The 13,217-nt window shown below is 71.8% G+C and carries 10 protein-coding genes; 5 read left to right on the plus strand and 5 right to left on the minus strand.

Going from position 1 to position 13,217, the window contains the following annotated elements; translation table 11 throughout:
• Positions 1 to 454 precede the first annotated feature (454 nt).
• From VF632_RS05650 to VF632_RS05660, 3 genes are all read right to left on the minus strand, one after another.
• On the minus strand, positions 455 to 1,804 hold the full coding sequence (locus tag VF632_RS05650; protein ID WP_331021884.1) for a glycine--tRNA ligase: 1,350 nt from the start codon (positions 1,802 to 1,804) through the stop codon (positions 455 to 457).
• Between the two features lie 215 nt (positions 1,805 to 2,019).
• Positions 2,020 to 3,015 (minus strand): hypothetical protein, encoded by a 996-nt coding sequence (locus VF632_RS05655; RefSeq protein WP_331021885.1) that lies wholly within the window; start codon positions 3,013 to 3,015, stop codon positions 2,020 to 2,022.
• Positions 3,012 to 3,791, minus strand: a complete 780-nt coding sequence (locus tag VF632_RS05660) for a sigma-70 family RNA polymerase sigma factor (protein WP_331021886.1) — start codon at positions 3,789 to 3,791, stop codon at positions 3,012 to 3,014. Before VF632_RS05660 ends, VF632_RS05655 begins: the two co-directional genes overlap by 4 nt.
• 234 nt (positions 3,792 to 4,025) lie before the next feature.
• On the opposite strand from VF632_RS05660, the gene VF632_RS05665 reads away from it, so the two are divergent.
• The 3 genes from VF632_RS05665 to VF632_RS05675 all read left to right on the plus strand — a co-directional run bounded on the left by VF632_RS05665 (position 4,026) and on the right by VF632_RS05675 (position 8,145).
• Positions 4,026 to 5,780 carry an amidohydrolase gene (locus tag VF632_RS05665; RefSeq protein WP_331021887.1) on the plus strand — a complete coding sequence of 585 codons (1,755 nt, stop codon included), beginning with the start codon at positions 4,026 to 4,028 and terminating at the stop codon, positions 5,778 to 5,780.
• Positions 5,781 to 5,893: 113 nt separating this feature from the next.
• Positions 5,894 to 7,285, plus strand: coding sequence for an AAA family ATPase (locus VF632_RS05670; protein ID WP_331021888.1), 1,392 nt, complete (start codon positions 5,894 to 5,896; stop codon positions 7,283 to 7,285).
• 14 nt (positions 7,286 to 7,299) lie between these two features.
• Entirely contained in the window at positions 7,300 to 8,145 is an 846-nt protein-coding gene (locus VF632_RS05675; protein WP_331021889.1) for a tetratricopeptide repeat protein, read from the plus strand.
• An 18-nt stretch (positions 8,146 to 8,163) separates the two neighbouring features.
• Here the strand turns inward: VF632_RS05675 and VF632_RS05680 are convergent, their stop codons facing one another.
• Complete coding sequence (locus tag VF632_RS05680; RefSeq protein ID WP_331021890.1) at positions 8,164 to 9,543, minus strand: serine hydrolase domain-containing protein; 1,380 nt, start codon at positions 9,541 to 9,543, stop codon at positions 8,164 to 8,166.
• Between the two features lie 323 nt (positions 9,544 to 9,866).
• Here VF632_RS05680 and VF632_RS05685 point away from each other — a divergent pair, with 323 nt between their 5' ends.
• Both VF632_RS05685 and VF632_RS05690 read left to right on the plus strand, forming a co-directional pair.
• A complete protein-coding gene (locus tag VF632_RS05685; protein ID WP_331021891.1) occupies positions 9,867 to 10,223 on the plus strand; it encodes a YciI family protein in 357 nt (118 codons plus the stop codon).
• Positions 10,224 to 10,257: 34 nt separating this feature from the next.
• Positions 10,258 to 11,490, plus strand: coding sequence for an RNA polymerase sigma factor (locus VF632_RS05690; protein WP_349263971.1), 1,233 nt, complete (start codon positions 10,258 to 10,260; stop codon positions 11,488 to 11,490).
• Between the two features lies 1 nt (position 11,491).
• Here VF632_RS05690 and VF632_RS05695 read toward each other — a convergent pair whose 3' ends face one another.
• Entirely contained in the window at positions 11,492 to 13,120 is a 1,629-nt protein-coding gene (locus VF632_RS05695; protein ID WP_331021893.1) for a hypothetical protein, read from the minus strand.
• Positions 13,121 to 13,217: the final 97 nt, after the last annotated feature.

Consider the following 13,217-nt stretch of genomic DNA (forward strand, 5'->3'; position numbering starts at 1 on the left):
GTCCACTCGGGAGACGGAGCAGCGCGCATTCCGGTGCGTAGACGCCACACACTCCTACGTCGACGACGGGTTTGACGCGGCCTCAAACCTACGCTCCCACGGCATTTTTGCAGACTGCGCCTTGTATTTCGGCCCTGACACCCCTATCAGAGATGTGGGTAATGGGTAGCCTGCGAAGCGGGGGACGGGGGCCGGGGGGAGGGGGCTCCCGAGGCATGCGAGGCAGCCCGTCGAACCCGGATCGACGTTCTCCTCTCTCCCGCGCGGTTTGCGGGGGAGAGGCCGGGAGAGGGGGGCTCCCGAGGCATGCACCGGCAGCGTATCGAACCCCCATCGAAGTTCTCCCCTCTCCGCACAGCAGTTTTGTGCGGGGAGGGGCCGGGGGTGGGGCCAACAGAACGGCGGCCCGCACCGCGAGCCGCCGTCCGCACTCCCCCGCCCCGGCCCCAGACGATCAGCCGATGCGCTCCTTCAGCCAGTTGACGATCTCGTCCTGCGAGATGCGCGACTGCTCCATGGTGTCGCGGTCGCGGATGGTGACGGTGCCCTGCTCCATCGTCTCGCCGTCCACCGTGATGCAGAACGGCGTTCCCGCCTCGTCCTGCCTGCGGTACCGCCGGCCGATGGCGCCCGCCTCGTCGTAGAAGCTGGGGATGCCGCGGCGCCGCAGGTCTTCGTGGATCTGCGTGGCGCGCTCCGGCATGCCGTCCTTCTTCACCAGCGGAAACACGCCGCACTTCATGGGCGCCAGCGAGGGCTTGATGGCAAGCACCACGCGCGTTTCGCCCTCCACGGCCTCTTCGAGGTAGGCGTTGGCCAGCACCGCCAGCGTCGCGCGGTCGGCGCCCACCGACGTCTCGATGATGTACGGGATGTACCGCTTGCCCGCGGCGGGATCGATGTACTCCAGCCGCTTCCCCGAAAATTCCTGGTGGCGCTTCAGGTCGAAGTCGGTGCGGTTGTGGATGCCCTCGATCTCGCCCCACCCCTCGTCGCCGATGGTGCCGCCGAAGAAGAACTCCACGTCGCCCGCGGCGCTGGCGTAGTGCGCCAGCTTTTCGTGCGGATGGTAGCGCAGCCGGTCCGGCGACAATCCCAGCACGTCGGTGTGCCACGCCAGCCGGCGCTCGCGCCATTCCTCGAAGAACGCCTTGTCCGTACCCGGCTCCACGAAGAACTGCATCTCCATCTGCTCGAACTCACGCGTGCGGAACGTGAAGTTGCCGGGCGTGATCTCGTTGCGGAACGCCTTGCCGATCTGCGCGATGCCGAAGGGCACCTTCTGACGGGCGCTCTGCTGCACGTTCAGGAAGTTCACGTAGATGCCCTGCGCCGTCTCGGGCCTCAGGTACACCACGTTCGCCGAGTCTTCGGCGGGACCCATGAACGTCTTGAACATCAGGTTGAAGTTGCGCGGCTCCGTCCACTCGCCCGTCTTGCCGCAGCTGGGGCACTGCGCCGACTCCAGCTCCTGGGCCTTGCTCTCGGCCAGCAGGATGTCTACGCGGTAGCGGCGGTGGCAGTTGCGGCACTCCACCAGCGGGTCGGTGAACTCGGCCACGTGCCCCGAGGCCTCCCACACCTTGGGGTGCATCAGGATGGCGGCGTCCAGGCCCTCGATGTCGTCGCGCTCGTGCACCATCGCGCGCCACCAGGCCTCCTTGACGTTGCGCTTGAGCTCTACCCCCAGCGGGCCGTAGTCCCACACGGAGCCCGTGCCGCCGTAGATTTCGGACGACTGGAAGACATAGCCCCGCCGCTTGGACAGGGATACCAGCTTCTCCATCAAATCGTTGTCCGCCATGCCTCGTCTCGCCGATCCGCGCTGAGTTCCGGTGCCGGGTATAAGAGCGGGGATGATAACCGGCGGGCTCCGGCGCCGCAAATGACCGGCGCGGATGACCACGAGGCACGAAGGGGCGCCGGCGGCGCCCCTCCGACAATGATCTTGCCGAGCACCTGGGCCCACCGGACCGGGCTCCGGCGCGGCGTCCAGCTCACCTCAGACGCAGGGCGGAGTCACCCCAGTTGATCGAGGATCTCCGCCAGCTGTCTTTCGAGGGCGTCCCAATCCCGGGCGCCCTCGGCGTTCGTGAGGGCGCGGATGCGCTGGGCGTGCTCGCTCGTGGCAGGGTCGGAGTCGAGGCGGTCGAGCGCGGCTTCGATGGCGCGCGTGCGGAAAAATTCCGCATCCTTTCGGGCGGCGGCGATGCGGGCCGCCTGGAGCCAGGCGCCCAGCCGCACGTCGTCGTCCCCGGCCATGGCGGCGGCTTCGCTGCCCTGCTCCATCAGCGGCTCCAACTCTGCCCACGGCGCGCCGGCGCGGGCCTGGATGTCGCGGAAGATGGAGACTGCGAAGCCCGAACCCGGGAGCTCGCCCAGCAGGATGGCGACCTGCGCCGCCGTGCGCGCCGCGGCCGGATCCTGGCCGCGCAGCGCGAGTTCCAGTTCCACGAGCCGAGCGCCGATGCGGATGGCGCGAGCGCGCAGCGTCATCGGGTCCGAGGCGGAACGGGTGCTGCCCCAAGGGCTCGGGTCCCAGCCGGCCGGGAGCACGGTGCCGGTCGAGGCCAGCCGCTCCGCCAGGGCACCCGGCTCCTGCAGGCCGGGCGGCTGCATCAGATTCCACGCGAGCGGTGCCAGCGCGACGGCGGCCACGACGGCGGCAACCGCGCCCCAGCGTCGCGGTCCCGAGAACGGTGAAGCGCGGCGCGCGGCGGGACGGAGCGGCGTCACGCCGGCTGCTGCGTCCTCTTCTTCCAAGGCGCGCGTTACGGCGGCGGCCTCGGCGTAGGCGGCCAGGGCCTCGTCGTCGGTCGCCAGGTGCGCCAGGACGTCGGCGTGCGCGTCCGCGTCCAGGCGGGCATCGAGCAGCGCCGCCAGGCGCTCGGCCTCGTCCCAATCGCCGGAGCCCGTACCGGCCCCGCGTTCCTCCTTCACCCACGCCCTTTCGTCAGGATGTCCACCCTTGTTAGATGGACCCGTCAGGTGTTTATCCCGCTCCCGTTCGGTCATGGCGCGCGATCCTCCAGCAACCCGCGGACCCGCTCGCGCGAAAGCCCACCCGCTTCCAAGGTGCGCCGCAACTGCGAAAAGATGCGGTCCATCCGCCGGTAGAGCGGCTTCTGCGGCAGGTTGAGGCCGCGCGCCACGTCGGCAACGGTCATTTCGTGCCACACGCGCATCCTCACGATCACCTGGTCCTCGTCCGGCAGGCTGGCGACGGCCTGGGCGACGGCCTGCTCCGCCTCGTTCCGCCGCTGCTCGGACTCCTGCGCCAGCACGCGCACGTCCGCCTGCTCGTCCGCCGGGAGGGCGGCGGTCACCTCCTCGGCGGCGGCGACCGGGCGCAGGGGCGCGCGGGCTGGCAGCTGCCGCCACAGCTCGGCCAGGTCGCGGTCCGCCAGCTCGCCGTGTCCCGTCGTGCGCATCAGCTGGGCCGCCTGGGTGAGCGTGAACCCGTCGCGGTGCACCAGCGTTTCCAGGCGCACCGCCGTGGGCCCCAGCCGCCTCGCCGCCGCGGAGGGCCGCCAGCGGCCCCGCTCGCGGACCCGGTAGTCGCGGGCGAGCATCGACAGCACCACGGTCAGGTACGTGGACGGCGCGCTTTCGCCGCGAAAGCGGCGGAGGGCGGAATAGTCGTCCTCGATCAGACGCAGCTTGGCCCACGACGCGAAGTCGTCGGCGTCGTCGCCGGAAAGCCCCTGCCGGCGAGCGAGCGTGGCAAGCACGCGCTCGATCCAGCCGAGGTTTTCCAGGAACAGGTGCTCGGCCTGGTGCCGGTCCAGCATGCTCGGGACGGAGGTAGGAAAAGGCGCGATGGTGTCGCCCGGGGTGTACCTGGCGGGAAACCTAATCCGCCATCGTGGATGCAACAACATCCCCATGCACGCCACGGCACGCCAGGACGCCGCGCGTGCGTGGCTGCGAGCCCGGCGCTACATTCGGATTTCGGACCCGCGCGCTCCATCCGCGCGACCGTCTGGCCCCGTTTACCGCCCGCCACTCCCCACGCGACCGCATCCGTGACGACCATCCACCGCCGCGCCGCGCGCTCCCCGCGCCCCCCGCTCCGCCATGCCGGCGCGCGCGCCCGTGCCCTCCGGCTCGTCGCAGTCGCCGCCCTGTTCGCCGCGTGTGCCCCGGCGGCGCCCGGCCTCGCCGTGGCCGCGGCGCTCTCCCCCGCCGCCGACCTGGTGGTGGTCGGCGGGACGGTGTGGACCGGGGTGGATGGTGCGCCGGACGCGCGAGCGGTGGCGGTTCGGGACGGGCGGATCGTCGCCGTGGGGAGCGAGGCGGAGGTGCGGCGGCTGGCCGGGCCGGAGACGCGGGTGGTGGACGCCGCGGGCAGCATGGTGGTACCAGGGTTCATCGACGCGCACGTGCACTTCGTGGACGGGGGCTTCCGCCTCAGCCAGGTGCAGCTTCGCGACGCGCGCACGCCGGCGGAGTTCGCCGCCCGCATCCGCGACTACGCGCGGACGGTCCCCGCCGGCACGTGGATCACCGGCGGCGACTGGGACCACTCGCTGTGGGGCGGCGAGCTGCCCAGGCGCGAGTGGATCGACTCCGTCACCCCGAATCATCCCGTGTGGGTGAGCCGGCTGGACGGGCACATGGCGCTGGCCAACTCCGCCGCGCTGGCCGCCGCGGGGGTGGACCGCGCCGCGCCGGAGGTGGAGGGCGGCGAGGTGGTCCGCCGCGCGGATGGTTCGCCCGCTGGCGTGTTCCGCGACAACGCGATGGCGATGGTGGACCGCGTGGTCCCTGCGCCGCCCGCGGAGCTGAACGACCGCGCGCTGGACGCCGCCATGCGGTACGTGGCGCGGCAGGGCGTCACCAGTGTTCACCACGTGGGCGGATGGGGCGATCTCAAGGTCTTCCGCCGGGCGCATGCCGCGGGACGGCTGAAGACGCGCGTGTACGCTGCCGTGCCCCTGCACACGTGGGCGCGGCTGGCGGACACCGTTGCCGCCACGGGACGGGGTGACGAGTGGCTGCGAATCGGCGGGCTCAAGGGCTACGTGGACGGGTCGCTGGGCTCGCACACCGCTGCCTTCCACCAGCCGTTCACCGACGATCCCACCAGCCGCGGGCTACTGGTGGTGGACCCCGACACCCTGCAGCGGTGGATCGGCGGCGCCGACGCGGCCGGGCTCCACGTGATGGTGCACGCCATCGGCGACCGGGCGAACACGCTGCTGCTGGACGCGTACGAGCGGGTGGCGGCCCGGAACGGCGCCCGCGACCGCCGGTTCCGCATCGAGCACGCGCAGCACCTGGCGCCATCCGACCTCCCCCGCTTCGCCGCGCTGGGCGTGATCCCCAGCATGCAGCCGTACCACGCCATCGACGACGGCCGCTGGGCCACGGCGGTAATCGGCCCGGAGCGCAGCCGCGGCACCTACGCGTTTCGCGCGCTGCTGGACGCGCGGGCGCGGCTGGCGTTCGGCAGCGACTGGTTCGTGGCGCCGCCCACGCCGCTGGAGGGCATCTACGCCGCCGTCACCCGCCGCACGCTGGACGACCGGAACCCCGGCGGGTGGGTGCCGGAGCAAAAGATCACCGTCGAAGAGGCCCTGCGCGCCTACACCGCCACCGCTGCCTACGCCTCGTTCGAGGAGGGGATCAAGGGCACGCTCGAACCCGGCAAGCTGGCCGACCTCGTGATCATCGACCGCGACATCCGCCGCGTGGCGCCCGAGGCCATCCGCGAAGCACGGGTGACGGCGACCATCATCGGCGGCGAGATCGTGTTCCAGGCGGACGCGCCCCGTTGAATCACCGAAGCCGATCGACACGCGCCGGGAACGGACGGCTCTGGCGCGGCGCCGTCCGTCCATCGTACCATGTCCGCCCCATCATCCGTGCAACCTTCCCGGAAACGGACCCAATGAGCGCTGACCAGGGCCGCCTGCACGGCCTGCGCGAGGCCGTCCGCGCCGCGCCCGAAGACCCGTTGCTCCGCACCCTGCTGGCGGAGCAGCTGCTGGCCGCCGACGCCCTCTCCGAGGCCGAAGAGCACTACCGCGCGGCGCTGCGCATGGACCCGACGGACGAGCGCATCCAGCTGGGGCTGGCGCGCACCTTCCACGCCCAGGGCAAGCGCTCCGCCGCCCTGGTGGTGATAGAGGACGTGATGTCCACCGGTCGCGCCCCCGCCGACGCGCACGTGCTTCACGCGCGCCTGCTGCTGAGCGCGGGCGACCGCGCCGCCGCCGCCCTCGCGTACGCCCGCGCCCGCCAGGCCGATCCGCGCTCGGCGGACCCCGCGCTGGACGAGGCGCTGGGGACCATGCAGCCGGCCGCCGCACCGGAGATCGAGGACAGCCGCGTGCGCCAGCCCGCCACCACCGACTGGCAGCCGGACGACGACGAGTTCGACGAGATCGAGGAGGACTACGGCTCGGCACCCGGCAAGATCGGCGTGGAGCGCCCGAAGCTGACGTTCCAGGACGTCGGCGGGATGGACGGGGTGAAGGACGAGATCCGCCTGAAGATCATCCATCCCATCCAGCACGCGGAGCTGTACCGCGCGTACGGAAAGACGGCGGGCGGCGGTATTTTGATGTACGGCCCGCCGGGGTGCGGAAAGACCTTCGTGGCGCGCGCGACGGCCGGGGAGATCGGGGCGTCGTTCCTCTCCGTCGGCATCCACGACGTGCTCGACATGTGGCTGGGCGAAAGCGAGCGCCAGCTGCACGAGCTGTTCGAAAAGGCGCGCTCCACGGCGCCCAGCGTCCTCTTCTTCGACGAGGTGGACGCCATCGCGGGCAGCCGGGCAGACCTGCGCACCAGCGCGGGGCGGCAGGTGGTCAACCAGTTCCTTGCGGAGCTCGACGGGCTGACCAGCGCCAACGAGGGCGTGCTGGTGCTCGCCGCCACCAACGCGCCCTGGCACCTGGATTCTGCCTTCCGGCGCCCGGGGCGCTTCGACCGCATCATCTTCGTCCCGCCGCCAGACGCCGCGGCGCGCACCGCCATCCTGGAGCTGCTGCTGCGCGGCAAGCCCACGCGCGACGTGGACGTGGCCGCCCTGGCGCAGCGTACGGACGGGCTGTCGGGGGCGGACCTGAAGGACGTGGTGGACCGCGCGGTAGAGGGCAAGCTGCGCGGCGCCATCCGCTCCGGCATCCCCGAGCCGCTTTCCACGCGCGACCTGCTGGCCGCCGCCAAGCAGGTGAGGCCGTCCAGCCGCGAGTGGTTCGACACGGCCCGCAACTACATCCTGTACGCGGACAAGAGCGGGTTGTACGACCCGGTCCGCGCCTACCTGGGGATGTAGCGGGCGCACGCCGCATGGCGACGGCCTCCCCCACCGACCGGGCGCGGGCGCTGTACCGGATGGGCCGCTACGACCTGGCCGCGGCGGAGCTGGTCCCGGCGCTGGCGGACGACCCGGATTACGGCGACGCCCACGCGCTGCTGGCGCTGTGCCTGGAAAACCAGGGAAAGCTGGTGGATGCCGAGCGCCACGCCAACGCCGCCGTCGCCGCGTGGCCGGAGGACGCTTTCTGCCACTACGTGCGCGCCAGCGTGGTCAAGGCGCGCGGCAACGCCCGGCAGGCCGCGGCGTCGGCCTTGGAGGCGGTGAAGCTGGCGCCGGAGTTCGTGGCCGCGTGGCACCTGCTGTCGATGATCCGGCTGGACCAGAAGGACTGGAGGGCCGCCGTCGCCTCCGCCGACGAGGGGCTGGCGCACAACCCCGACGACGAGGGATGCGGCACCGTGCGGGCGGCGGCGCTGCTGGAGATGGGCTACTACGACCAGGCGAACGACACCATCCAGCGCCTGCTGGTGCGCCATCCCGAAAGCGGCGCCGCGCATGCTCTCCGCGGCTGGTACCTGCTGGACCGGAACGATCCGCACGCAGCCATCGTGGCCTTTCACGAGGGGCTGCGGCTGAATCCCACCGCCCACGGTGTGCACGGTGGGCTGCGCGAAGCGAAGAGCTCGCGCAACCTGCTGCTGCGCTCGTACCGCAGGATGGAACGGCCCTTTACCAAGTCGATCCAGCGGCTTCCGCCGTACGCTCGCTGGGTGGCCTTCTTCATCTACCCCATCCTGTACGTCGGCGTCGTGTGGCTGGGCAGCACCATCATGATTTTCCTCTTCCTGATGGTCGTCGTCTTCGCAGGACTCTGAGCCCCACCCGCTGGCCCGTCAGGGGGCGGGGTCCCGCGGGAACGCCCACAGGAACATCTGCAGGTAGCCGGGGCGCCCGTCCCGGGGCAGCACGACCGTGAACACGTCCGGCCTCGGCGCGCCCGGGGCCTGCACGGCGAACCGGCCGCCGCCCAGCGGCGTCACCGACAGCGTGGCGCCGAACCGCTCCAGCAGCAGCCCGCCGTTTCCCATCCGCAGCACGAGCGGAAAGCGCCCCGTGTACCGTCCGGCGTAGCGCGCCAGCTCCTCGCGGCTCATCGCCACGGCGGCCACGTCCGTCGCGGGCGAACGCAGAGGCTCGCGAAAGGCGGCGGAGAGGGCGGCCTCGGCCAGGGCGTCGAGCCGCACTTCGCGGTTGCCCAGGATCACCACGCCCACGCGCCGTTCCGGGATGACGCGGAAAATCGCGGTGAACCCGGGCATCGTCCCCGAGTGCCAGCTGCTGGCCATCCCCCCGATGCGGTCGTGGAAGAGCCCGAAACCGTAGCGGGCGTCGTTCGGCAGCCCCGGGACGGCGGCGCGGGCCACGAGCATGGAGTCCACTACCGCGGCGGGGATCGCCTGCCGTCCATCCACCCTCCCGCGGTTCAGCAGCGCGATCACCAGCCGGGCGACTTCGGGCGCGCTGGCGTACAGGTACCCGGCCGGCCACTGGCGCGTGTCGTCCGCGCGGGGACGCACGACCGCCAGCGGCTGCCCGGGGCGCGCGGCGTGGCCCTGCGCCACGGGCTGGGTGATTGCCTCCGTCGGACGGAAGGTGGCGTTGCGCATGCCCAGCGGCGCCAGCACACGCTCGCGCACCACCTCGTCGTACGGCTTTCCGGACGCCGCTTCCACCAGCGCCCCGGCCAGGGTGAAGTTGCGGTTGGAGTACGAGAACGCTTCCCCGCGCTCCAGCACGGCCTCCGCGCCCGTCCAGCCCTGGACGTAGGGCACCAGCGTCCCTTCGCCGTGAACCCCGTGCTCCGCGGACTCGTCCGCCAGGCCGGTGGTCTGCGCCAGCAGCTCGCGCAGCGTCAGCGGGGCGATCCGCGACGCCAGGTCGGAGACGTATCGCCCGGCGGGGGCATCCAGCTCCAGCCGTCCATCGTGGACCATGGTCAGCGCGGCGGCGGCGGTGAACGGCTTGGTCACCGATCCCACCTGGAAGAGCAGGTCGGGCGTCATCGCCTGCCCCGTCTCCACGTTCGCCACGCCGTACCCGCGCGCGAACTCCACCTCGCCCCCGCGCACGATCACCACCGCCACGCCGGGCATCCCCGTGCGCGCCAGCTCCGCGGCGACGGCGGCGCCCAGCGCTGCCGTGTCCACCGCCTGGGCCGCGGCCGGCGCCGCCGCGACCGCCAGGGCGAGGGCCGCTCCCCGCATCGCCTTCATTCGCGTGCTCACAGGTAGCGTCTCCATCCAGGGGAATTCTTTCGCATGACTTCCGCGTGCCACCGGCACAGGAGATACCTGCGGACCAGCGTGATGATCCACCACGTATTGCGCGTCCAGCCCGAACCCGACTTCACCGGAGGCGCGGCGAAGCGGTCCGGCAGGTTCTGGAGCTGCCATCCCGCCCGACCGCGGTGCCCGCAGCGGGTGCCGGCAAAATTGAAATGCTTGCGGATAGGTCCGGGGGATTGTCGATTTGGCGTTCCCCCGGACGACTATGGGATGTTCACGGCAGTTCCCACCCCCGCACGAGAGGAAATCCCATGAAGTACCTGTGCCTGATCTACGACGAGGAAAAGGCGATCGACGCCATGTCCGCCAGCGAGTCCGAAGCCTTCATGGGCGAGTACTTCGCCTTTACGCAGGGGATTCGCGAGAGCGGCCAGTACGTGGCGGGCGAGGCGCTGCAGCCGGTGTCGACGGCCACCACCGTCCGCATTCGCAACGGCAGGATGTCGACGACGGACGGGCCGTTCGCCGAGACGCGCGAGCAGCTGGGCGGGTTCTACCTGATCGAGGCGCGCGACCTGAACGAGGCCATCCAGGTGGCGGCAAAGATCCCGTCCGCGCGCATCGGCAGCATCGAGGTGCGGCCGGTGGTCGACTTCGGCGACGAGTAGGGCTTCGATCGTGGACGAGCACGCGGCCGACGGGATGCGCGAGCGGGTGGAGGCGGTCTACCGCTCCGAGTCGCGCCGCGTGCTCGCCACGCTCATCCGCCTGCTGTCTGACTTCGACGCGGCCGAAGAGGCGCTTCACGACGCCTTTTCGGCCGCGCTGGAGCGGTGGCCCCGCGAGGGAATGCCGACCAATCCGCGCGCCTGGCTGGTCTCGGCGGGACGGTTCAAGGCCATCGACGCCATGCGCCGGCGCGCCCGCTTCGACGCGCGTGTCGCCGAACTCGCCCTGCAGATGGAGGCGGCCGTCCAGCCGGAGACGTGGGACGGCGACGGCGTGGAAGACGACCGGCTACGCCTGGTGTTCACCTGCTGCCACCCCGCCCTGGCGCCGGACGCGCGCATCGCCCTGACGCTGCGCGAAGTCTGCGGGCTGACGACGGAGGAGATCGCCCGCGCATTCCTGGTTCCCCCCTCCACGCTGGCGCAGCGGATCGTCCGCGCCAAGGGGAAGATCCGCGACGCGCGCATCCCCTACCAGGTGCCCTCGCGCGCCGACCTCCCCGAGCGGCTGGACGCGGTGCTGCGCGTAGTCTACCTGGTGTTCAACGAGGGATACTCCGCCTCCGCCGGCGAATCGCTGACGCGCGCGGACCTTTCCGGCGAGGCAATCCGCCTGGCGCGGCTGATCGTGGAGCTGCTTCCGGAGCCGGAAGTGGAAGGGCTGCTGGGGCTGATGCTGCTCCACGAGTCGCGGCGGGCGGCGCGAACGATTCCCGGTGGCGAGCTGGTCCTTCTGGCGGACCAGGACCGGTCGCTGTGGAACCGCGAGCAGGTGGAGGAGGGATGCGCACGGGTGCAGCGGGCGCTCTCGTCGCGGCGCTTCGGCCCGTACACGCTGCAGGGCGCGATCGCGGCCGTGCACGCCGAGGCGGCGGACGCCGAGTCCACGGACTGGGCGCAGATCGTGGGGCTGTACCACGTGCTCGCCAGGGTGGAGCCATCGCCGGTGGTGGAGCTGAACCGCGCCGTCGCCGTGGCCATGCGCGACGGGGCGGCGGCGGGGCTGGCGCTGATCGACCCGCTGCTCGCCGGCGGAGAGCTGGCCGACTATCACCTGGCGCACGCGGCCCGGGCGGACCTTTGCCGCCAGCTCGGCCGCACGACGGAGGCGCGCGCAGCCTACGAGCGGGCGCTCGCCCTGGCGCGCCTGGAGCCGGAGCGCCGCTTCCTGCAGCGGCGCATCGCCGAGATGGACGCCGAGCCCTGATCTAGAACCGCGCGGCGGGGAGCCAGGTATCCGACCGCACCCAGGCCCGCTGGAACTCCTCCATCGCCTGGTTCGCCTCGGCCTCGCGCCCCTGCGCGCGCAGGGCCTTCTCCAGCCCCACGAGGCTCCACCCGTTGTTCGGCCGGCGCACCAGCCCCTCGCGAAACACCCGCTCGGCCTCCGCCGGCTTTCCCGTCTCCAGCAGCAGCGTCCCCAGCCAGTCGCGCACGGCGAAGGGAAGCGGCTCCGGCTCGTCGTACATCAGCCCGTCCTCCAGCGCGATCGCCTCCCGGAACGCGGCGGCGGCCTCGTCCGGCCGCCCTTCGCCGCGCAGCAGCTCGCCCAGCAGAATCCCCTTCACGACGCCCAGCAGGCGCGCGGGCTGATGCTGCCGGAACGTCCGCGTGGCGGGCGTGGTCCGCGCGAGAGAGTCGACGAGCGCCAGGTACGCCCGCGCGCTGTCTGGCTGCCCCAGGCGCAGGTGCGCATGTCCACGCGCGAACGCCCACAGCCCTTCGTGGATCGGATGCGCGGGGCTGCGGGTCAGTTCCAGTACCTCGGCGAACCGCCCGAAGCGCAGCAGGGTCAGCGCCTGGAACGAGGCCCCGTCCGCCGGCACCAGCTTCGTGTAGTCCCTCGCCGCCTGGATGGCGATCGCCCCCTGCCCATCCACCGACGCGGAGAAGAGCAGCATGTGAAGGTTGTGCGCGGGGTAGATGGCGAACCCCTCGCCCGTGGCCGCCTTCTGGTCGGAGTGCCACGCCAGGATGTTGGAGCGCGTCGCATCCCCCCACCGCCCCACCCGGTTGTACGTGTGCGACGGCATGTGGTTGATGTGGCTGGCGCCGGGAATGGCGCTCCCCAGCAGGTCCGCGCACCGCTGGGCCTCGCCGGCCCTGGGCGTGGTCTCCGTCGCGTGGATGTACAGGTGGCAGGCGCCGGGATGCCCGATATCCGCCGCCAGCACGCCTTCGAGCACCTGGTGGATGCGGGCGATGGAGGGCTTGGTGAGCGGCCAGATTCCACGCCGCGGCTCCAGCAGCATCAGCGCGTCGGCGTAGAGCGTGGCCACCTCCGCGTTCCGCGGGTTGCGCTCGTACACGGCCGCCATCGCGTTCACGAATGCGGAGTCGAGGCTCTTTCGGCCTGACGCGGGATGCGCGGGGAGGTAGCGCGCGGCCATCGCATCGACCAGCGCCCGTTCAAGCGGGGGGCCGCCGCGGTCCGCGAGTTCCTGCGCGCGTGTCGCCGCGGCGTGCGCGCCGGCGGCGTTGGCATCATCCATGGGGCCGTTCAGGTACGGACCCAGGGACCACGCCTCGCCCCACCAGCACATGGCGCACGCGGGATCGAGGCGCCGCGCCTCCACGAACGAGCGGCGCGCATCGGCCGGGGTGAACGAGAACATCAGGCGCACTCCCTGGTCGAAGTACGCCTGCGCCTCGGGAACGCTCGTCGCCACGCGCCACGAGAATTCGCCCAGTGCGGACGAGAGGGGAATCGTCGCACTGTCCGCGGCCGGACCCGTGACGGCACTCTGCGCTGCCACCTGCGGCGACAGGGCTGCGCCACCAATCGCCAGCGCGAGGCTCACGCGGACGAAGAGCCGACCAGGGAAAGGAGCTATCATCCGCAGCATCGCGCGATTTCCGGGAGAACGGGGAGGGACCGTCGTGGGTCGGAGGTGGAAGATGGTCCGCATCGCGACTCCGGGCAACCGTGGGAAG

Origin of the sequence: Longimicrobium sp. (genome assembly GCF_036388275.1) — a bacterium.
GTDB lineage: Bacteria > Gemmatimonadota > Gemmatimonadetes > Longimicrobiales > Longimicrobiaceae > Longimicrobium.

Excerpts from the sequence above, each read along its gene's own strand:
- VF632_RS05660 (WP_331021886.1), bottom strand. The coding sequence starts at position 3,791 with ATGCTGGACCGGCACCAGGCCGAGCACCTGTTCCTGGAAAACCTCGGC.
- VF632_RS05685 (WP_331021891.1), top strand. The coding sequence starts at position 9,867 with ATGAAGTACCTGTGCCTGATCTACGACGAGGAAAAGGCGATCGACGCC.
- VF632_RS05655 (WP_331021885.1), bottom strand. The coding sequence starts at position 3,015 with ATGACCGAACGGGAGCGGGATAAACACCTGACGGGTCCATCTAACAAG.
- VF632_RS05695 (WP_331021893.1), bottom strand. The coding sequence starts at position 13,120 with ATGATAGCTCCTTTCCCTGGTCGGCTCTTCGTCCGCGTGAGCCTCGCG.
- VF632_RS05690 (WP_349263971.1), top strand. The coding sequence starts at position 10,258 with ATGCGCGAGCGGGTGGAGGCGGTCTACCGCTCCGAGTCGCGCCGCGTG.
- VF632_RS05680 (WP_331021890.1), bottom strand. The coding sequence starts at position 9,543 with ATGAAGGCGATGCGGGGAGCGGCCCTCGCCCTGGCGGTCGCGGCGGCG.
- VF632_RS05670 (WP_331021888.1), top strand. The coding sequence starts at position 5,894 with ATGAGCGCTGACCAGGGCCGCCTGCACGGCCTGCGCGAGGCCGTCCGC.
- VF632_RS05675 (WP_331021889.1), top strand. The coding sequence starts at position 7,300 with ATGGCGACGGCCTCCCCCACCGACCGGGCGCGGGCGCTGTACCGGATG.
- VF632_RS05650 (WP_331021884.1), bottom strand. The coding sequence starts at position 1,804 with ATGGCGGACAACGATTTGATGGAGAAGCTGGTATCCCTGTCCAAGCGG.